The organism is Burkholderia sp. Ac-20353 (assembly GCF_017104785.1).
GTDB lineage: Bacteria > Pseudomonadota > Gammaproteobacteria > Burkholderiales > Burkholderiaceae > Burkholderia.
Map to the genome: position 1 here is coordinate 1 of NZ_JAAGPL010000151.1, position 20902 is coordinate 20902.

The 20902-nt window shown below is 64.6% G+C and carries 16 protein-coding genes and 1 pseudogene; 8 read left to right on the forward strand and 9 right to left on the reverse strand.

Features of this window, described 5'->3' with window-relative positions; all coding sequences use genetic code 11:
* The 3 genes from G3N94_RS29980 to G3N94_RS29990 all read right to left on the reverse strand — a co-directional run.
* On the reverse strand, positions 1-160 hold a 160-nt coding region (locus tag G3N94_RS29980; RefSeq protein ID WP_205796568.1), incomplete at its 3' end, for an NAD(P)-binding domain-containing protein.
* 23 nt (positions 161-183) lie between these two features.
* Positions 184-1710, reverse strand: coding sequence for a CoA-acylating methylmalonate-semialdehyde dehydrogenase (locus G3N94_RS29985; protein ID WP_205796548.1), 1527 nt, complete (start codon positions 1708-1710; stop codon positions 184-186).
* 95 nt (positions 1711-1805) lie between these two features.
* Entirely contained in the window at positions 1806-3125 is a 1320-nt protein-coding gene (locus tag G3N94_RS29990; RefSeq protein WP_205796550.1) for an MFS transporter, read from the reverse strand.
* Between the two features lie 162 nt (positions 3126-3287).
* Between G3N94_RS29990 and G3N94_RS29995 the strand changes: the two genes are divergently transcribed.
* Positions 3288-4247, forward strand: coding sequence for a LysR family transcriptional regulator (locus G3N94_RS29995; protein WP_205796552.1), 960 nt, complete (start codon positions 3288-3290; stop codon positions 4245-4247).
* A gap of 63 nt (positions 4248-4310) precedes the next feature.
* Here G3N94_RS29995 and G3N94_RS30000 read toward each other — a convergent pair whose 3' ends face one another.
* The gene (locus tag G3N94_RS30000) at positions 4311-4577 is read right to left on the reverse strand and encodes a hypothetical protein (protein ID WP_205796554.1); all 267 of its coding nucleotides are present in this window, start codon (positions 4575-4577) and stop codon (positions 4311-4313) included.
* Positions 4552-5316, reverse strand: a complete 765-nt coding sequence (locus G3N94_RS30005; RefSeq protein WP_205796570.1) for a DNA/RNA non-specific endonuclease — start codon at positions 5314-5316, stop codon at positions 4552-4554. Before G3N94_RS30005 ends, G3N94_RS30000 begins: the two co-directional genes overlap by 26 nt.
* A 261-nt stretch (positions 5317-5577) precedes the next feature.
* Between G3N94_RS30005 and G3N94_RS30010 the strand changes: the two genes are divergently transcribed.
* From G3N94_RS30010 to G3N94_RS30020, 3 genes are all read left to right on the forward strand, one after another.
* Positions 5578-7392: an EAL domain-containing protein gene (locus G3N94_RS30010; protein WP_205796556.1), complete on the forward strand. Its 1815-nt coding sequence runs from the start codon at positions 5578-5580 to the stop codon at positions 7390-7392.
* 354 nt (positions 7393-7746) lie between these two features.
* Complete coding sequence (locus G3N94_RS30015) at positions 7747-10434, forward strand: EAL domain-containing protein (protein ID WP_205796558.1); 2688 nt, start codon at positions 7747-7749, stop codon at positions 10432-10434.
* Positions 10435-10565: 131 nt separating this feature from the next.
* On the forward strand, positions 10566-10769 hold the full coding sequence (locus G3N94_RS30020) for a cold-shock protein (protein ID WP_124598389.1): 204 nt from the start codon (positions 10566-10568) through the stop codon (positions 10767-10769).
* 107 nt (positions 10770-10876) lie between these two features.
* Here the strand turns inward: G3N94_RS30020 and rpoD are convergent, their stop codons facing one another.
* A complete protein-coding gene (gene rpoD / locus G3N94_RS30025) occupies positions 10877-12871 on the reverse strand; it encodes an RNA polymerase sigma factor RpoD (protein ID WP_241022150.1) in 1995 nt (664 codons plus the stop codon).
* 398 nt (positions 12872-13269) lie between these two features.
* Between rpoD and G3N94_RS30030 the strand changes: the two genes are divergently transcribed.
* The 3 genes and pseudogenes from G3N94_RS30030 to G3N94_RS30040 all read left to right on the forward strand — a co-directional run bounded on the left by G3N94_RS30030 (position 13270) and on the right by G3N94_RS30040 (position 16512).
* Positions 13270-13716, forward strand: coding sequence for an ester cyclase (locus tag G3N94_RS30030; protein WP_205796562.1), 447 nt, complete (start codon positions 13270-13272; stop codon positions 13714-13716).
* A 54-nt stretch (positions 13717-13770) separates the two neighbouring features.
* Positions 13771-14106, forward strand: a pseudogene (locus G3N94_RS30035) (isochorismatase family protein); the annotation flags it as partial.
* Positions 14107-14529: 423 nt separating this feature from the next.
* Complete coding sequence (locus tag G3N94_RS30040) at positions 14530-16512, forward strand: alkaline phosphatase family protein (RefSeq protein ID WP_205796564.1); 1983 nt, start codon at positions 14530-14532, stop codon at positions 16510-16512.
* Positions 16513-16709: 197 nt separating this feature from the next.
* Here the strand turns inward: G3N94_RS30040 and G3N94_RS30045 are convergent, their stop codons facing one another.
* Entirely contained in the window at positions 16710-16886 is a 177-nt protein-coding gene (locus tag G3N94_RS30045; RefSeq protein WP_205796566.1) for a hypothetical protein, read from the reverse strand.
* Position 16887: 1 nt separating this feature from the next.
* Between G3N94_RS30045 and G3N94_RS30050 the strand changes: the two genes are divergently transcribed.
* A complete protein-coding gene (locus G3N94_RS30050) occupies positions 16888-19137 on the forward strand; it encodes an EAL domain-containing protein (protein ID WP_205796572.1) in 2250 nt (749 codons plus the stop codon).
* Between the two features lie 69 nt (positions 19138-19206).
* Here G3N94_RS30050 and G3N94_RS30055 read toward each other — a convergent pair whose 3' ends face one another.
* Both G3N94_RS30055 and G3N94_RS30060 read right to left on the reverse strand, forming a co-directional pair.
* Complete coding sequence (locus G3N94_RS30055; protein ID WP_277398581.1) at positions 19207-20334, reverse strand: diguanylate cyclase; 1128 nt, start codon at positions 20332-20334, stop codon at positions 19207-19209.
* A 45-nt stretch (positions 20335-20379) separates the two neighbouring features.
* The coding region (locus G3N94_RS30060; RefSeq protein ID WP_277398582.1) for a chemotaxis protein CheB at positions 20380-20902 on the reverse strand (523 nt) is incomplete at its 5' end.

A 20902-nucleotide genomic window follows, 5' to 3' on the forward strand; every position in this document is an offset into this window, starting at 1 on the left:
CCGCGTCGCACGGCGAGCTGGCGGCCGTCGCGCCGGCGCGCACGGCCGCGTCGACGGCGTTCGCGTCGACGTCGAATACCGTCAGCGCATGGCCGGCCTTGAGCAGGTTGGCGGCCATGGGGCCGCCCATGTTGCCGAGCCCGATGAATGCGATTTCCATGTTTTGGCTCCCGTGCATGACGCTCAGCGCAATGCGATCGTCGTGTTGACGCCGCCCGCGGTCGCGTTGTCGTCGAACCAGCGCGCGGTGACCGTCTTCGTCTGCGTGTAGAACTGCACGACCTGCTTGCCGTACGGGCCGAGATCGCCGAGCTTCGAGCCGCGCGAGCCCGTGAAGCTGAAGTAGGGGACCGGCACCGGAATCGGGATGTTGATGCCGACCTGGCCGACGTCGATTTCGCTCTGGAACTTGCGCGCGGCCGCGCCGCTCTGCGTGAACAGGCCGACGCCGTTGCCCATCGGGTTGCGGTTGACGAGCGCGATCGCGTCGTCGAGCGTGTCGGCTTCGAGCACGACCACCACCGGCCCGAAAATCTCATCGGTATAGATCGACATGTCGGTCTTCACGTCGGAGAAGATCGTCGGGCCGACGAAGTTACCCTGCTCGTAGCCGGGCACCTTCACGTCGCGGCCGTCGAGCAGCAGCGTCGCGCCTTCTTTCACGCCCGCGTCGATCAGCCCCGTGACGCGCGCGTGCGCGGCCTTCGACACGACCGGGCCGACGTCGGTGCCGGCCTCGTGCCCCGCGTTGACCTTCAGCAGCTTCGCCTTCTCGACGAGATCGGGCAGCCAGTCGCGTGCGGCGCCGACCAGCACGACGACCGACGTCGCCATGCAGCGCTGGCCCGCTGCGCCGAAGCCCGCGCCGACGAGCGCGTTGATCGTCTGCTCGCGGTGCGCGTCGGGCAGCACGACCGCATGGTTCTTCGCGCCCATCATCGACTGCACGCGCTTGCCGTGCTCGCTGCCGAGGTTGTACACATGCGTGCCGACGCGCGTCGAGCCGACGAACGAGATCGCCTTCACGTCAGGATGCGTGCACAGCCGGTCGACCGCGACCTTGCCGCCGTGCACGACGTTCAGCACGCCCGGCGGCACGCCGGCCTCGATCGCGAGCTCGACGAGCTGCATCGTCGACAGCGGATCCTGCTCCGACGGCTTCAGCACGAACGTGTTGCCGCACACGATCGCCATCGGGAACATCCACAGCGGGATCATCGCGGGGAAGTTGAACGGCGTGATGCCTGCGCACACGCCGATCGGCTGGCGCAGCGTGTACGTATCGACGCCGCCCGCGACGTTCTCCGCGAACTCGCCGAGCTGCAGCGTGCCGATCGAGCATGCATGCTCGACCACTTCGAGGCCGCGGAAGATGTCGCCCTGCGCGTCGGGCAGTGTCTTGCCCTGTTCGGCGGTCAGCGTCTTCGCGATGCGCTCGAGGTTGCTGCGCACGAGATCCTGGAACTTCAGCATGATGCGCATCCGCGCGCCGATCGACGTGGTCTTCCAGGTCTGGAACGCGCGTTGCGCCGATTCGATCGCGGCATCGACCTCGTCGACGGTCGCATACGGCACGCGGCCGATCACTTCCTGCGTCGCGGGGTTCACGATGTCGCCCCATTCGGCGGTCTGCGACTCGACGAACTGGCCGTCGATCAGCAGCTTGGCGGTGGGCAACGCGAGAGTGGTCTGGGGTACGGCGGCGTTCATCAACGATCTCCGAAACGAAAACTGCGGGGTAGAGGGAACCCGCCGCGCGGCGCGCACGCGCACCGGCCGGCAGGCGAAACCTGGGAACGAAAGGGTCAGTCGCGCGCGCTGCGCATCAGCCCCGTGCAAATCAGCGCGAACACGCCGAGCCCGACGAGATACGCGATCACGTAATGCGGCTGGCCGCCGCCCGTCTTCAGCAGCGACGTCGCGATCATCGGCGCGAAGCCGCCGCCGAGCACGCCGGCGAGCTGCACCGACAGCGAGATCCCGCTATAGCGGATCTCCGCGGGGAACTGCTTCGCGAACAGCAGCGATTCCGGCGCATACAGGATCGGGAACACGACGCCGAGGCCGATCACGATCGCCCACCATGCGAACGTCGTCTGCAGCGTGCCGAGCATCATGAAGAACGGCGCGGCGAACGCGCACATCAGCACGAGGCCGATCGCGAACATCCGGCGCTGGCCGATGCGGTCGCTCAGGTGTCCGCACAGCGGCATCGTCACGAGCGACAGCGCGGCGCCCGCCGTGATCGCCTCGAGCATCGCGGCCTTCGGCAGATGGAGCTGCTGCGTCGCATACGCGAGCGCGAACGTGACGACCATGTAGAACCACGTGTTCTCGGCGGCGCGCGCGCCGACGATCGTCAGCACCTCGCGCGGATGCCGGCGGATCGCTTCGAGCACCGGCGATTTCACGGCCTTGCCCTGATCCTTCATCTTCTCGAAGTCCGGCGATTCGGGCACTTTCGCGCGGATGAACGCGCCGAGGCCGACGAGCGCGATGCTCGCGAGGAACGGGATGCGCCAGCCCCACGACAGCATGTCCGCGTCGGGCAGCGTGGCGACCGCCGTCATCGCGAGCGACGACAGGATCAGGCCGAGGCCGACGCCCGTCTGCGGCAGGCTGCCGAACAGCCCCTTGCGGCCCGCCGGGGCATGTTCGACGGCCATCAGCACCGCGCCGCCCCATTCGCCGCCGACCGCCATCCCCTGCAGGAAGCGCATCGCGATCAGCAGCGCGGCCGCCCAGTAGCCGATGCTGTCATAGGACGGGATCAGCCCGATGACCATGCTCGGCACGCCCATCAGCAGCAGCGTGACCATCAGCATCGACTTGCGGCCGATCCGGTCACCGAAGTGGCCGAACACGATGCCGCCCATCGGCCGGCCGATGAAGCCGACCGCGAACGTGCCGAACGCAGCGAGCGTGCCGGCGACGGGGTCGAGCGACGGGAAGAATATGCGGTTGAAGACGAGCGCGGCGGCGGTGCCGTACAGGAAGAAGTCGTACCACTCGATCGTCGTGCCCATCATGCTGGCCCAGCCGGCCAGCAGGTGGTCCTTCGCGGTGCGCGCGGGCGCAGGCGCCGCAAGGGTCGCGTGCTCATCAAGGGTGGATCGGGTCTGCATGGCGTCTCCATCGTGATTGCCCGCGGCTCGTGGTCCGCAGGTCACGGTCGAGTATAGTTATGCGCAGATTCTTGTTGTACGGACAAAGAAACCGGTCGGATATGCAAATATGCATATCGACGGCCGGCCCGGAGACCCCCGCCACACAAGGCTTTCCTGCCAATGCGACACCTTCCCGAGCCGGTTTCCGGCAACCTGAACTGGGACGACCTGCGGTTCTTTCTCGAAGTGGCGCGCACGCAGCGCGCGAGCGGCGCCGCGAAACGGCTCGGCGTCGACTACACGACCGTCGCGCGGCGCATCCGCGCGCTCGAGGCGGCGATGGGCACGCTGCTGTTCGACAAGTCGCGCTCCGGCGGCTTCACGCTGACCGTGGAAGGGCAGCGGCTCGTTGCCTACGCGGACGCGATGGAGACGACCGTGCAGTCGGCCTGCGACCAGATCGCGAATACGGGGCACGCGCTGTCGGGCCACGTGCGGGTCGGGTCGACGGAAGGGTTCGGGTGCTTCTTTCTCGCGCCGCAGCTTGCGCAGTTCCGCGCCGCGCATCCGCACGTGACGGTCGATCTGCTGCCGGTGCCGCATTTCGTGAGCCTGACGAAGCGCGAGGCCGATCTCGCGATCACGCTCGAGCGGCCCGACCGCGGGCCTTACGTATGCACGAAGCTGTGCGATTACCAGCTGCGGCTCTATGCGACGCGCGAGTATCTCGAGCGTCATGCGCAGATAACGTGCGCGGACGATCTCGCGCAGCACACGTTCATCAGCTACGTCGACGATCTCGCGTTCAGCAGCGAGTTGCTGTATCTGGAGCGCGCGGTGCCAGGCGCAACGGCTGGGCTGCGCACCACGAGCGTGATCGCGCAGTATTTCGCGGCGCTGCAGGGTGGCGGGCTCGCGATCCTGCCGTGCTTCATGGCCGCGCGGCAGCCGGCGCTCGTGCCGGTGTTGCCGGACGACGTGGTCGTCACGCGGTGTTTCTGGCTGACGTGTCGCGAGGATTTGCGCAAGCTGCGGCGCGTGACCGCGCTGTGGGATTACCTGCGCGCGGCGGCCGACGTGAACCGGGGGCTGTTGATGGGGGAGTCGGGGGCGCTGCAGTTCGTCGGGGCGGGCGCGTAGCGTTGGTGTTGCGAAGGATATGGAGAACGCGCCTTGCCGTCGTGCCGACCGGCAGGGCGCCGCTTACCCCGCGAACGGGTTCTTGATCTTGCCGGTTGGCGCAGGCGGCGCTTCGGCGACATGCTCGGGCAACGCGGGATCGCGTTGCAGCGCGTCGACGATGCTCGCGATCGCCTGCTGCAACGCGAGCGCAGCGGTGAGGCCGGCCTTGTCACGCGTGACCTCCAGCGTGCCCGACAGCACGATACGCTCCGGGTCGTTGGTCACGGTAAATGCGTCGCCGTGGATATTCAGGATGGAAGCGTCATCCTCGAACGCCTTGAACGCCATTCAAACCTCCGATACGTGTGTCTTTCAGCGATTCCGGGATGCCGGGGAACCGCAAACCGCTTTGTGCCTCGAGCTCGTGCACCGTCGCTATCTCATAGCGGTTCGCCGCTGTGTTGTTGACGACGATCGCGAACGCAAGGCGCTGCGTAGGGACATAGACTACCTTGAAAATCTGCGTCGGGACGATTACGCCCGTTGCGCCGATCGTTTTCAGTTCCGTGCCCTTGAACATCGGACCGGTGACCACGTAAGTGTCCGCGGCGTTCATCGCGATCCGGCGCACGGCCTCTTCGATGTGCGCCCATAGCCGGCGGTTGTTCGTCGGGTTCTGCGGCACCATGTTCGCGAGCGAGAACGATTCGGCCATCGCCTCGTCATTCCAGCGATCGCCCGCCGGGCTCATGTGCCCGCGATCATAGCCACTCTTGCGGTAATCCGCGAGCCGCGCGCCTTCGCCGTCCGGCAGGCGCCGTTCCTCGAAGAAGCGGTTGGTGCGGACTTCGTCCTTGGCGGCCTCGAGGTGAGCGCGGGTCAGGTGTTCCGCGGACCACAGCGGGCCGTGCGTGATGCCGGAGTGCAGTACCGCGAAATCCGAAAAGCACAGCAGGCGGGACTTGGGAGCCATCCTGGCGTTGACCAGGACCGGCGGTTCGCCTTGCGGGCTGAATTGCGAACAGGAGTCGGAAGCGAAGGCGTGTGACGCGACTGCGATCAGCAAGCCGGCGAGATATTTCCGCATGAAACTGACGTTGAGTGGAGGGGCCGGAAGTATACGGCCGAACGGGCGCGCAGGGAGCAGCGCGGTTGCAAGTATCGCGGCCCGATGCGATTGACTGTCGGCCGGCTTCTTCGGTTGTTGCGGATTGAAAGAAAATGAAAGCCGCCGATGCTTGGCACATCGATCAAATCCAGTACCATCTGCGGCACCGGCCCGCATGCGCCGGTCAATGCCGATTTGCATGTCCTGGTCATCGCGTATCGATGATCGAAGCGGAATCCGATGAAGAAAAATACGTTATTACGGGAAGCAGGCGACACGTGGTCGCCGATCGGCAATGCGGACGGCGGTCCGCGTTCGTCCGATGCCCGGGCCCGCACGCGTGTCGAGCGTGCGGCGTGGCAAGCTCCGCACCCGATGTTTCTCTGTGCGTCCGACGGGATGCTGCGCTGGGTCAATCGCGCGTTCGAAGCGCTGACAGGCTATCCGGCCGCGACGCTCGTCGGTCGTTCGACGATTCAGGCGCTATTGGCGTCATCGGACGGCGCGCGCTGTAACGCGAGCGTTGCCCAACTGAACGGCGGACACTGGCTCCTGAATCGATGCCCGGACGAACGGCGGCCCGTGCAGGTCGACGTATCTCAGGTCGACTCTCGGATCGACTCGGAGCTCGACTCGGAGCTCGAACCTCGGCTCGACGCCAGATCGTCCCCGGATACCGACACCCGCGCAGAGCCCGGTCATACGCACGGCGCGTGCGCGGTCGACGAGCATGTCGGCTTTCTCGTCGAACGCGCGGACGGAAGCCAGCTCGATGGCGAGCGCTGGTATGCGTTGAATTTCGACGCTGCGATGCAGTTGCCCAACCGAAGGTTGTTTGTCGAGCGGCTCGATCTGCGCATCGCGCGTGCACGTCGCATCCGCGACCGCTTCAGCGTGGTCATGGTTGCATTGTCCGGGCTCGAATCGATCCGCAACGTGCTCGGGCAGCCGGGTGTCGAGATGGTTTCGCAGGTGATCGGCGACCGCTTGCGAGCGCGCATTCTGCGCACCCAGGCGTTCGCGTGCGTCGGTGAGGGCAAGTTCGCGCTCGTCAGCGATGAGGCGTCGGTGGACCTGATCGACGACGTGGTCGCGCAGGCGTGCGAGCCGGTCGAGTTCGTCGGCGCGCATCTGCGCGTTGCCGCGCATGCGGGCATCGCGACGTATCCCGACAACGGCGAAGACACCGAAACGCTGATGCGTCGCACCGAAGTCGCGCTGTCGTCCGCGCGTGACGCCGGAGCGAACGGCGTCGTGCATTTTTCGAGCGCGCTCGAGATCCGTGCGGCGCGGCGTTTCGAGCTCGAAGCGATGCTCGCACGCGCGCTCGAGCGGCAGCAGTGCTGGCTCGCGTACCAACCGCAGGTCACGCTCGCGACCGGCGAAATCGCGCAGGTCGAAGCGCTGATGCGTTGGCGGCATCCGACTCACGGCGACATCAGTCCGGCGGAATTCATCCCGATCGCGGAACAAACCGGGATGATCGACAAAATCGGCGAGTGGGTGATCCACACCGCGTGCCAGGAATTCGGCAAGTTGCGTCGTGTGGTCCGACATCTGCCGCGCGTCTGCGTGAACGTGTCGCCGCAGCAGTTCGAGCGCGGCAATCTGCTCGAGGTCATCCGCGACGCGCTGGATCGCAGCGGACTCGTGCCGGAGTGCCTCGAGATCGAGATCACCGAAGGCGTGCTGTTTGCCGATACCGAGCGCGCGTTGACGACGATTCGTGCAATCCGCGAACTCGGCATCGAGGTTGCGGTCGACGATTTCGGGACCGGGTATTCGAGCCTGTCCTATCTGACGCGCTTCCCGATCAACCGGGTCAAGATCGACCGTTCGTTCGTGACGCCGCTGCCTGGGGACGCCGGCAGCTCGGAACTCGTCAGCGCCATTATCGCGATGGCGCATGCGCTGCAGATGCGCGTGACTGCCGAAGGCGTCGAAACGGTCGAGCAGGCCGAGCGGCTGCGCGAACTCGGATGCGACGAGGCGCAGGGCTTCTGGTACTCGCGGCCCCATGCGATTGCGTCGCTTCGAACCTTGCTCGGGCACTGAGCGGCGACGACGGCAACGGCAACAGTTGCGCGTGCAGCGATGCGCGGATTCCGGCAAAGTCGAATTAACATTCTTGCAATTTCAATTCGCCAGACCCGGAAAACGCGAAAATCCACAAGCGCCAATTATTTGTTTGTTAGTGAAACATTTGTATTTATGCATTTGCATGGAAATTGAAGGATTATTGAAATTCGAAGACATCATTGCGCGCAGCTTCGTCTTGAATTATTCCTTTCGAGCGGCTTTAATATTTCTTCAGGAAGGGATCGATTTACCGCTGCAGCCGCGCCAGGTCTTGTAGTCTGAGCGCCTCTCCGGGCAAATCCCTCATCCGGGGCCGCGCATTCCGGCGCCGTGGTCGTTACGCCGTTAATGACAGAAGCACGATTGTGGGCAGAATATGCAATGGCGACGCAGAACCCCCGGAATGCTTCATCGGCACACATGGACGGCGTGACTCAAATCGAGTCCGCAACGCTCGATGCGCTCTACGCGAGCGTACCGGCGATGATGCATTCGATCGACGCGAGTGGCCGTCTGATCCAGGTCAGCGACATGTGGCTCGCCACGCTCGGGTTCGAAAGGCGTGAGGTCATCGGTCGGTTCTCGTCGGAGTTCCTGACGGAATCGTCCAGAACGTACGCCCGTGAAGTCATCCTGCCGGAGTTCTTCCGAACCGGGCGATGCGATGACGTCGAATACCAGATGATCCGCGGCGACGGCACGGTGATCGACGTGCTGCTTTCCGGAAGGCTGTTGCGAGACGCATCGGGAAATGCATTTCGATCCATTGCGGTCATACGGGATATCACGGATAAAAAAAAGCTCGATTGTGCGTTATCGGAAAGCGAGCAGCGTTATCGCGCGCTGTTCCAGCATGTTCAGGCCGGATTTGCGTTGCTCGAACTCGATGCCACGATTGATGCCACGACAGGGAGCGCACCCGCGTTGATTTTCGTGGCCGCCAATCCGGAGTTTTCGATTCTGTGCGGGTTGCCGCCATCCCGGATTGTCGGCGAGCGGGCAGGCGACGTTCTCGCCAGCATGATTCAGGCGTCTTCCCGATGCGACGCGGTGTTGCACGAAGTCGCGCAGACCGGGGCCAGAAAGGCGCTGTCGAATTTGAACGGACTGGAGGGGCGCTGGTTCGACATGGTCTGTTACCGCCCCGGGATACGGCAATGCGCGATCCTCGTTCAGGAGACGACGCAACGAAAGCGGATGCAGGAAATGCTGACAAGGCAGCACGAGCAAATCCGGGTGACGTTGCACTCGATCGGGGATGCCGTGATTGCCGCGGATACGACGGGACGCGTCCAATACCTCAATCCGATGGCGGAGCGGCTGACCGGCTGGTTGTCGGAACACGCAACGGACCGCAGCATCGAAGATGTCTTTCATGTGTTCGACGAGCGCACCGGCGCTCGCGCGGCGAACCCCGTCAAGCGATGCCTTGTCGAAGATCGCGCGATCCAGCTCGACGACGACATGGTGCTTGTTTCCCGGGATGGCCAGCGTTTCTGCATCGAAGATTCCGCCGCACCGATCAAGGACACGAATGGCGTGACATCGGGCGTCGTGCTGGTCTTTCGCGACGTGACCGAGGAGCGGCAAATCTCGAAGGAACTGGAGCATCGTGCAACGCACGACGCGCTGACCGGCCTCATCAACCGGACCGAATTCGAGGCCCGGCTGCTGCGCGTACTGGACGGCGAGCGCGATGCGACGAGGCCTGGTGCGGTCTTCTACCTGGACCTCGACCAGTTCAAGCTCGTCAACGACACATGTGGCCATGCTGCCGGCGACGCGTTGATCAAGCAGGTGGCGTCACAACTCGACGACAGCCTCGACGTGCGTCACACGCTGGCGCGGCTGGGCGGCGACGAGTTCGGCATCATTCTGGACGACTGCTCGATCGACGAGGCCGAGGAAGTCGCGTCGCGCCTCTGCCGGCGCGTCGACGAGATGCGCTTCGATTACAACGGCTTTCACATCTGCGTCGGGGCGAGCATCGGGGTCGTGCCGCTCGACCGTCAGCTGGAGTCGGTGGATGCGATCATGCAGCAGGTCGACAGCGCATGCTATACGGCCAAGGATGCCGGGCGCAATCGCATCCATGTGTGGTCCCCGACGGACCAGGCCATGCGCGCGAGAAAGGACGAGATGGACTGGGTGCGCCGGCTGCGGCAGGCGCTCGATGAGAATCGCTTCGTCCTGTATGCGCAGGAGATCATTCCATTGCAGATGCCCGCCACGTCGAAGCGATTCGAGGTGCTGCTGAGGCTCCACGGCGAAGACGGGAAGCTCATTCCGCCCGGAGAATTCCTGCCAGCCGCGGAGCGCTTCCACATCGCCAGCCGTATCGATCGATGGGTGGTCAACCAGGTCTTCAGATGGATGGCGAGCTACTCGGACAAGCTGGACCACATCGAATATGTGTCGGTCAATATCTCGGGCCAGTCGATCGGTGACGCGGAATTCCTGGACTACATCCGGCGCCTGTTGCACGGTTACCCGTTCAACGGAAGCAAGCTCTGCTTCGAAGTCACCGAGACGGCGGCCGTGACGAACCTCGACGTCGCCGCGTCATTCATCAATGCGCTGAAAAAATATGGCGTGCGATTTGCACTCGACGATTTCGGGAGCGGCGCATCGTCGTTCGGCTATCTGAAGGCGCTGCCGGTCAACTATCTGAAGATCGACGGGCGATTCGTGAGGAACCTTCACCAGGATGCGCTCGACAGGACCGTGGTCCGGTGTATCCAGGAGGTGGCCAATGTGCTCGGCAAGGAAACCATTGCCGAATTTGTCGAAACAGCAGAAATTTCCGCCATTTTGACGGAAATGGGCGTAGGCAGCGCGCAGGGCTTTTTCCTGCATCGTCCGCAGCCGATCTCCGTGATGCTGGCTTGCCGCTCGACATCCGGGGGCGAGCGTCCCGGACGAGCGACTGAACCCGTGCCTGGCCCCCGGCCTGAATCCTTTTTCTCGCAAGACAAGTCGATCGGGACCACGCCGTCGACCGATACGCGCCGGACGTGACGGCCCTCGAATGGCGTTGTCCACCAACAACTGGATTGTCGGCGACGGGTCCGTTGTGATACAACATGGCCGCACGACTGGCACCGGCCAGTCGTGTCATCCACAATCAATCTCTCTGGAACACTCAGAATATGGCAACCGGTACCGTCAAGTGGTTTAACGATACGAAGGGTTTTGGGTTCATCACGCCGGACGACGGCGGCGAAGACCTGTTTGCGCACTTCTCCGAAGTTCAGGGAAGCGGCTTCAAATCCCTTCAAGAGGGTCAGAAGGTCACTTTCGACGTCAAGCAGGGCCCGAAGGGGAAACAGGCAGCGAACATCAAGCCGGTGTAAGTTTTCCCGCGCAGCGAACCCGCCCGGCCCCTGAGCAGCGATCAGGCCGGCGCGAGATCGCTGCGGGTGTGGAGCAGGGCGTCGAATAACCTCGCGCCCGGCTTCCGTCAGCGCTCGAGAAACGCTCTCAGCTTGTCCGCGCGGCTGGGATGCATCAGCTTGCGCATCGCTTTGCCTTCGATTTGACGGATTCGCTCGCGGGTCACGTCGAACTGCTTGCCGACCTCGTCAAGCGTGTGGTCGGAAGTCGTATCGAGCCCGAATCGCATCCGCAGGACCTTGGCTTCGCGCGGCGACAGCGCGTCGAGCGCCTCGTCGATCGCGGCACGCAGGTTCGCGTGGATCGCAGCCTCTGCCGGCGAACTCGCACCGGCATCCTCGATCATGTCGCCGAGCGTCGCATCGCCATCGTCGCCCACCGGGGTTTCGAGCGACACGGGCTGGCGGGCGATCTTGAGGATCCCGCGCACCTTTTCCTCGGACATCTCCATGCGCTCCGCGAGGACGGCAGGATCCGCTTCCTTTCCCGTCTGTTGCAGGATTTCGCGTGAAATCCGGTTCAGCTTGTTGATCGTCTCGATCATGTGCACAGGCACGCGAATGGTCCGCGCCTGATCGGCAATCGCACGCGTGACGGCCTGGCGGACCCACCAGGTGGCGTAGGTCGAAAACTTCCAGCCGCGCCGGTATTCGAATTTGTCCACCGCCTTCATCAGGCCGATATTGCCTTCCTGGATCAGATCCAGGAACTGCATGCCGCGGTTCACGTATTTCTTCGCAATCGAAATGACGAGACGCAGGTTCGCCTCGATCATCTCCCGCTTGGCCTGCCGCATTTTCGACTCGGCGGCGCACATCTGGCGGTTGATCTGCTTGAGCTGCTGGAGCGGCAGCGAAGCCCGTTCCTCGATTTCGACGAGCTTTTGCTGTCCGGCCTGAATCGCCGGCAGATGCCGCTCGAGCGCCGGACCAAACTTCCGCGACGTTGCCGCCGCGCGGCTGGCCCATTCGAGGTCGGTCTCGTTGCCCGGGAACGACTCGACGAACGCGTCGCGCGGCATGTCGCACCGGTCGACGGCGATCTGCAGGATGTCGCGTTCGATCGCGCGAACCTGGGCGATCTGCTCCTGTACGTTGGCGCACAGGCGGTCGATGGTCTTGGCTGTAAAGCGGATTGGCGCCAGTTCGCGCTGGATCTCCGAGCGCACTTGCGCAACGGCGGCGGCACGGGCCTTGCCGGTCACCGGGCCTTCCGGCAGTTGCTCGAACAGCGCCCGGACGCGCGCGAAAATCGCGAGGCTGTCGTTCGTAAGCTGTTCGAGGCGGGCCGTGTTCGCCTTTTCCGAATCACCGGTGTCCGTGTCGACGTCGTCGTCGTCTTCGTCCGAATCATCGTCGGCTGCGAGCGATGCGTCGCTATCTTCGTCGGACTCCGGCGCCGGTTCGTTCGCGTCGGCGTCGACGCTGATGCCGTCGACCAGTTCGTCGATACGCGATTCGCCCGCAACGATGCGGTCGACATCGGCAAGAATCGTGGACACGATCGACGGACAAGCAGCGATCGCCTGGATCATGTCCTGCAGCCCGCCTTCGATGCGTTTCGCGATTTCGATTTCACCGGCGCGGGTCAGCAGTTCGCGGGCGCCCATTTCGCGCATGTACATCCGGACCGGATCCGTGGTGCGGCCGAATTCCGAATCGACGGTCGAGAGCGCGGCTTCCGCTTCCTCGTCCGCCTGATCGTCGGATGCCGCGGCCGGCGCGGCGTCGTTCAGCAGCAGCGTCTCGGCGTCCGGCGCCTGCTCGTACACGGACACGCCCATGTCGCTGAACGTGCTGACGATCGCCTCCATCGCCGCCGTTTGCGTGACGTTGTCGGGCAGGTGATCGTTGATGTCCGCGTGGGTGAGGTAGCCGCGCTCACGTCCGAGCGCGATCAGTGCGCGCATCTGGAGCTGACGCTCCTCGTCGTGGCGCGCCGACGACGCGGTGTCCGGTGGTGTTGCGACGGCCAGGGTTTTCCCCTTCGACGCATTGCGACCGGTTTTAGACGTAACTGCGATCGCGCGGGACGCGGAATCGTCCCGATCAGGCATTGCCAATGCATTCTCCTCGACAGGTTGGCCGACGATCGTCGCGAGCATGTCGGCGGGTTGATTTGCATGCCGATTGCGAACGGAATCGTGGAGTGGCGCACAGGCAGTCGAGGCCGGGGTGCCTCGCGCGGAATCCGATGTGCGCAGTATGTGGGACCGGGAATAATATCAGACCAGGTTGTGCGACGCAATATGCCGAGGGCATAAATTTTTCAGGCAGGCGGGGGCGAAAAACGGGCGCCGGCCCGAAAACGCACCCGTCTTCGGTCAATCCTTACCTAGAATCAAAGCAGCTTTGCCGTCTGACGGCGCCGGGTATCGAGCGCTGGCCGCTAACGTGCTTCGGCAGTGCTTCAGCAGCACGGGATCGCCTGGAGGGTTCTTGAATGATGACGCCAACCGAAATGAAGCGCGCGTACGACGAGCACCGGAGGGTCGAAGAGGCCAGGGATCTGGACGCAGTCGTCGCCACGTTCGCCGACGACTGCTTTCTGGAGAACGTGGCGCTCGGCGTGCGCACCGAGGGTCGAATGGCGGTGCGTCGATCGTACGAAGCGCTATTTCACGCATTTCCCGATCTTTCCCCGACCGCGCAGGGGTTCGCGTACGCGGACAACGTGTTCGTGACCTGGGGCACCGTTCACGGGACGCTCGGTGGCACGTGGCTCGGCCTTGCGCCAACCGGCCGGAGCTTCACCTGCGCGTTCCATAACGTCGTGCCTTTTGTCGACGGAAAGATGCAAGGCGAGAAACTCCTCTTCGATATTGCCGGCCTCTGCTGGCAAGTCGGCCTTCGAACCGAGGACGTTCTGGCCGCAGCCGCAAAGTCCGCCGGGCGCTACGCCGGCTAGGCAGGTAGTCCTACGAATGCCCCGGCACCGCGGTCGCTCTGATTCAAGCCGGAGCTTGCCCCCGTGGCCGGCGAGCCCGTCATCGCAAAACAGACGAACAGCGCATTTGTCGGAACCGATCTGGAGGATCGGCTTCGAGCCGGGGGATACGATACGTTGGTCGTGGCAGGCGTCATCACGAACAATTCAGTCGAGGCAACGGTTCGCATGGCCGGCAACCTCGGCTTCCATACCTATCTCGTGGCTGACGGTTGCTTCACGTTTGCCCGGACTGACTGGAACGGGACGCCTCGAAGTGCCGAAGACGTGCACGCGATGTCGCTAGCGAATCTGCACGCCGAATACTGCACCGTCGTTACCGCTGACGGACTGACAGGCACTGCCGGCTAAAGCAGTGCGAGCAACGGGAGTTTGATTTCCTGAAGGCGTCATTCGAAGGGTGGCCGCCCAGAGTCCGTTTCGGGTCGCCACCTGCCATCCTCGCATTCCCTGCATAAGCGAACGTCGGAAATAGTGTCCGGGTATCGCGACCGGGGCGGCAATGATTCCCGAATTCGCGAAATGGCCCGCGACATAAATCCGATCAAATTGCTTCGTTGTCCTTCATGCATCATATCGTATGAACGCGATTCTTCGGATTCATTCAATCGTCTCGACAGTGACATGTGCGCGCCGCTCGTTCGTCACACGCGGCCACTATGGTTTCGTAACGCTCGGTAATGGGCAATCGATCACCGAGCGGGCAGCGTATTGGCTGCGTGTCGAGGTCTCCGCACCTGCAGTAGAAGTTGCGGCCTTTCCAAGGAGATTGTCATGAAGCGAACGAAAACAGAATCGAAAGGAAGGATACCGAATCGTGCTGTCGTGGCCGGTAGTGGAGCCGCGCTGGTGCTCGCGTGCGCAGTGTTCGCGTCTGTTGCCGAAAGCGAGTCACGCCCGGAAGACGATGCAGGCGGGCGCACGGTCTCGCCGATCAAGCACGTGATCGTGATCGTCGGAGAAAACCGCACATTCGATCAGGTCTTTGGTGCATACAAGCCCCGCAAGGGGCAAACCGTATCGAACCTGCTGTCCAGGGGCATCATCAAGGATGACGGCAGCAAGGGGCCGCACTTCTCCGATGCCGCGCAAAATACCGCGCAGGCGACCGATCCGTTGCATTTCGAGCTCAGTCCCGGAGGTAAGACGCCCTATACGGTACTTCCGGCGCCCAACACCGGTTCCGCTCCCGAAGCGGCAAGCGATGCGAGCCCGCCGCCGTTCGCCACGCTCACGGCCGCGCTGGCCGCTGAAGGCGATGCGCTGGAATCGAAGGACATCGGGAAGCTGTTGACCGGCGCGACCGGTTTGCCGAAGAAATCGATCGATACGCGTTTCGGCCTAAACACCAAGATACTGCCGAACGGCCCTTACCAGATATCCAGAGTCGGCCCGAACTACGATCAGTTCATGGCGAGCCCGGTCCATCGCTTCTATCAGGCGTGGCAGCAAGCGGACTGCAGCATTTCCTACAAGACGACCGCCAATCCGAGCGGTTGCCTCGGCGATCTTTACGTCTGGGTCGAGACGACGATCGGCGCGGGCTCCAACGGCACGAAGCAGCCGTCGCCGTTCGATGAGGAGACCACCGGTGAAGGCTCGACCGCGCTCGGCTTCTACAACGTGAACAACGGCAACGACATGCCGTACTTCACCGAGCTCGCAAGCAAATACACGATCAACGACAACTATCACCAGCCGGTGATGGGCGGCACGGGCGCGAACAGCATCATGCTGGGCACGGCCGATGCGCTGTACTTCACCGACAGCCAGGAGCATGTTGCGACCCCGCCGACCGACCAGATCGAAGATCCGCGTCCGCAACCCGGCACGAACAACTGGTATGCGCAGGACGGCTATGGGGGAGGTTCGTACAGCAACTGCTCGGATTCGACGAAACCCGGCGTCGACGCGATCGTCGACTATCTCGGCAAGCTGCCGTATAACCCGAAGCCGAACTGCGCGGCGGGCGCCTACTACCTGCTGAACAACTACAACCCGGGCTTCAACGGCGACGGCACGCTCAATAAGCGTCCGTTTACGATTCCGCCGTCGCCGGTGCCCACCATCGCCGACACGCTGCTCAAGAAGCACGTGTCGTGGAAGTATTACGGCGAAGGCTGGGATGTGTTCAAGAACCCGGACCAGACGATCAGCGACAGCAGCGTCTACTGCAACATCTGCAACCCGTTCCTTTACGAATCGGCGATCATGAAGAACAAGGCGGTCGTCGGTGAGCATTTCAAGGATACGACCGACCTTTACGCAGATATTGCGCATGGCAAGTTGCCGGCGGTGTCGTTCGTCAAGCCGGGCGGCAACCTTGACGGCCATCCGGCGTCGTCGAAGTACGGCCTGTTCGAGGGATTCGTGCGCAAGATCGTCGACTCGGTGCAGCACAACGAGGATCTGTGGGAGTCGACGGCGATCCTCATCACGAACGACGAAGGCGGTGGCTACTATGACTCGGGCTATATCCAGCCGCTGGACTTTTTCGGCGACGGTCCGCGCATTCCGCTGATTGTCGTGTCGCCTTATTCGCGAGGCGGACGCGTCGTACATGAATACGATGATCACGTGTCGATCATCAAGTTCATCGAGCGGAACTGGTCACTGCCGACGATCACCGCGCGCAGCCGCGACAACCTTCCGAACCCGGTGCCGTCGGCGTCGAATCCGTACGCGCCGTCCAACGCGCCTGCAATCGGCGATCTGTTCGGGGCGTTCCGCTTCAATCACGGTGACAGCGACAATTAAGAGAACGCGAAACGTCGAATCGATCGACGCGCTGAAAAATCCCGCGACGCAACAGCAAGGGAACATCCAGCTTACGGCGGCGCAACTTCGTGTTGCGCCGCGATCATTACGTTCGGCTTTCCGGACGCAGCACGCGCCGACGCGTTTGAAACATGTGCGTCCAGTGCAACTCCCTATGCATTTCGATACGCTGGATGTCACGGATTAGTGTTAAATGTATTACGGTCCGATTCCGGAATGGCGTTCGTCCGTCCGGACGCGCCGTCTTTTGGCGTAAACCCGGACGCAAGAAGCTGCACGAAGAGAAGCGGCACGAAGTCAAGATAACGAATCGCGCGCGCCAGACGCGATCGAACCACGACGGCGGGTTTCATGTTGGATACCGAACCGCAAAGCTCTCGCTACAGCCTCGGTCTTGCGGCCGAAGTGCTCGCGTCCGAGCAGAGCGTGCTGCGGCTGATCACGCGCAATACACCTTTGCCCGAACTGCTGGCCGAGGTCTGCCGGCGCGCGGAAGGGCTGCTTGGCGCAGGCGCGTCGTGCACGATCATGCTGCTCGACGACGACGGCGTGCATATCCGCGTCGGCGCCGCGCCGTCGCTGCCGGCCCACTATGGTGCGGCGATCAACGGCGCCGCGATCGGCCCGATGGCGGGCTCGTGCGGCACCGCGATGCACGAGCGCCGCATGGTCGTGGTCGAGGACATCGCAACCGATCCGCTGTGGAGCGACTACAAGGCCCTCGCGCTGCCGCTCGGGCTGCGCGCGTGCTGGTCGGTACCGTTCCAGGACGACACGGGCACCGTGCTCGGCGCGTTCGCGGTCTACCATCGCGCGCCGCGCCGGCCGAGCGACGAGGAAACCGCACTGCTGCGCGACATCAGCCGCAGCGTCGGGCTCGCCGTGCACCAGGACCGCATTGCGCGGCAGCTCGCGCGCAGCGAGGAGCATCACCGGCTCGTCGTCAACACGCTGAACGAGGGCATCTTCGTGGTGTCGCGCGACGGCACGATCGTCGCGAGCAACCCGAGCGCGAACCGGATGATGCGCGTGGAGGGCAGCCTCGTCGGCCGCCCGCTGTCGACCGTGATCCTGCGCGCGCTGTACGAGGACGGCACGCCGATCCCGCCGGACGAGTGGCCGAGCCGGCGCGCGCTCGCGACCGCGACGCCGCTACTCGGCTACACGGCGGGCCTCGGCCTGGCGGATGGCGACGTGGTGTGGGTGCGCGGCAACGCGGTGCCGATCGTGAAGCCGGGCGACACGGAGGCCGATTCGGTGCTGGTGTCGATCAACGACATCGGCCCCGTGCGCGAAGCGCAGCAGCAGCTGCGCTACCTCGCGACGCGCGACGCGCTGACGGGCCTCTACAACCGTCGCTGGCTTGCCGACCGGCTGCGCGAGCTGTTCGACGCGCGCGACGGCGCGGCCGGCGCCGCGCGCGTCGCGATCCTGTATGTCGATCTCGACGGTTTCAAGAAGGTCAACGACACGGCCGGCCACGACGCGGGCGATGCGCTGTTGCGCAGCGTCGCGTCGCGGCTCGCGGGCTGCGTCGGCGAGCGGCATGCGCTCACGCGCGTCGGAGGCGACGAGTTCGTGATCCTGGTCGACGACTGCGACGAACCGGACACCCTCGCCGCGCTCGCGCGACAGGTGATCGACGCGATCGCGCGGCCGTTCGAGGCCGCGAACAACGAGTACTACCTCGGCGTGTCGATCGGCATCAGCGTCGCGCCGCGCGATGGCGACGACGCGGCGACGCTGATGCGCAACGCGGATTCCGCGATGTACGACGCGAAGCAGCGCGGCCGCAACCAGTTCAAGTTCTTCACCGCGCAGCTGAACCTGCGGCTGCAGCGCCGCTTCGCGATCGAACAGTCGCTGCGCCGCGCGCTCGCGTCGAACACGCTGCGGCTCGCGTACCAGCCCGTCGTCGACGGCCGCAACGGCCGCACGGTCGGGGCCGAGGCACTGCTGCGCTGGACGAGCCCGGAGCTCGGGCCGCTGTCGCCGGCGGAGTTCATTCCGGTCGCGGAAGACACCGGGCAGATCGTCGCGATCGGCCAGTGGGTGCTCGAGACCGCGTGCCGGCAGGCAGCCGAATGGCGGCGCACGATCGCGCCGGACCTGATGATGGCCGTCAACCTGTCGCCGCGGCAGTTCCATGACGGACTCGTCGAGTCGGTCGACCGCTGCCTCGCGCAGGCGGGGCTCGACCCGTCCGCGCTCGAGCTCGAGATCACCGAGGGGCTGCTGATGAACGACACCGCGACCGTGCTGCCGATGCTCGAAGCACTCACCGACATGAACGTGCGGATCTCGGTCGACGACTTCGGCACCGGCTATTCGTCGCTGTCGTACCTGAAGCGTTTCCCGCTGCACAACCTGAAGGTCGACCGCTCGTTCGTGGCTGGCGTGCCGGAACACCGCGATGCGGTCGCGATCACGCAGGCCGTGGTCGCGATGGCGCATTCGCTCGGGATGAAGGTCACGGCCGAAGGCGTCGAGACCGAGGCGCAGTCGTCGTTCCTGCGGCAGATCGGCTGCGACAAGCAGCAGGGCTATCTGTTCAGCCGGCCGCTCGAGCCGGCGGATTACGCGCGCCGGCTCGGCGAGCCGTAACGGCACGGGCCGGGTCATTCGGCCGGCCCCGCGCATTACGTGGCCGCATCATTCGGGCGGCCTCGCGCATCACGCAGGCATGCTGCCGTGTCTGCCGGTTTCGTCCGGCTGGATGGCCATGCCGATCACCACGCGGTTCTTGCCTTCGTCCTTCGCGCGATACAGCGCACGGTCCGCTGCCTCGATCAGCGACGTCATCGGCGCGCCGGCCGCCGGCACGACGCCCGCGCCGCCGATGCTGATCGTCACGTAGCGGCCGGTCGACGAATGCACGTGCTCGAGCCGCAGTGCCGCGACCGCGAGGCGGATCTTCTCGGCGAGCAGGCGCACGCCGCCCGGCGACGTGCCCGGCAGCACCACCGCGAATTCCTCGCCGCCGAAGCGCGCGGCGAGATCGCCCGGGCGGCCGAGGCAGCCTTCGACGGTCGACGCGATCCGCTTGAGCACGTCGTCGCCCGACACGTGGCCATACGTGTCGTTGTACCGCTTGAAATTGTCGACGTCGATCATCAGCAGCGACAGCTCGGTGCGCTCGCGCGCGCCGCGCCGCCATTCGGCGTTCAGGTATTCGTCGAGATAGCGCCGGTTCGACAGTCCGGTGAGGCCGTCGGAATGCGTGAGGCGGCGCAGTTCGAGGTTCGCTTCGAGCAGCTGCTGCTGCGATTGCCGCAGCGCGCGATACGCCTCGTCGCGCTGCAGCAGGTTCACGTACGAACGCGAGTGGTAGCGGATGCGCGCGACGAGCTCGATGCGGTCCGGCAGCTTCACGAGATAGTCGTTCGCGCCGGCCGCGAACGCGGCGCTCTTGATCGCCGGGTCGTCCTTCGTCGACAGCACGATGATCGGCACGTCGCGGGTCGCCGGATTCGCGCGGTACGCTTTCACGAGGCTCAGCCCGTCGGTGCCGGGCATCACGAGATCCTGCAGGATCACGGTCGGCCGCGTCTCGGCCGCGGCGACGAGCGCGTCGTCCGAACGCGTGCAGTAGTGGAAGTCGATGCGGTCTTCGTCGGCGAGCGCGCGCCGCACGGCCTCGGCGACGATCGTCTGGTCGTCGACCAGCAGCACCATCGCCGGTACGTCGGTGGCCGGCGGCGTCTGCAGGGTCGCGCGCGCGGCTTCGAGCGCGGCGTCCGCGCCGTCCGCGGCGGACGTGCCGCTGTCGTGGCCCGGGCGTCGCGTGGAATCACTAGTCATGTCGATACCTGTTGTTGCCATTGCTGTCACGCATGTCGATGTCCTTCAAACCCTGACGAGCGCCGCCAGTTCGCCCGCGATGCGCTCGAGCGGCAGGATCGCGCGCGCGGCGCCGAGCGTCGCGGCCGCTTTCGGCATCCCGTAGACGGCGCTCGTCGCCTGGTCCTGGGCGATCGTATGGTAGCCCTTCATCCGCATCGCCTTCAGCCCGATCGCTCCGTCGCGGCCCATGCCGGTGAGCAGCACGCCGATCACGTCGCCGGGCCAGTGCTCGGTCACGCTATTGAAGAACACGTCGACCGACGGCCGGTACGGCGTCGCGGCCGGCTCGCGCGTGTATTCGAGCGTGCCGGCGCGCGTGACGCGCAGGTGGTCGTTGGTCGCGGCGAGCAGCGCGACGGACGGCTCGGGCCGGTCGCCTTCGCGCGCGATGCGCACGGTGAGCGGCGTCTGGCCGTCGAGCCATTGCGCCATGCCGTCCGCGAACGCCTGGTCGACGTGCTGGACGATCACGATCGGCGCGCCGAAACCGGCGGGCAGCGCGCCGAGGATCGACGCGAGCGCGGTC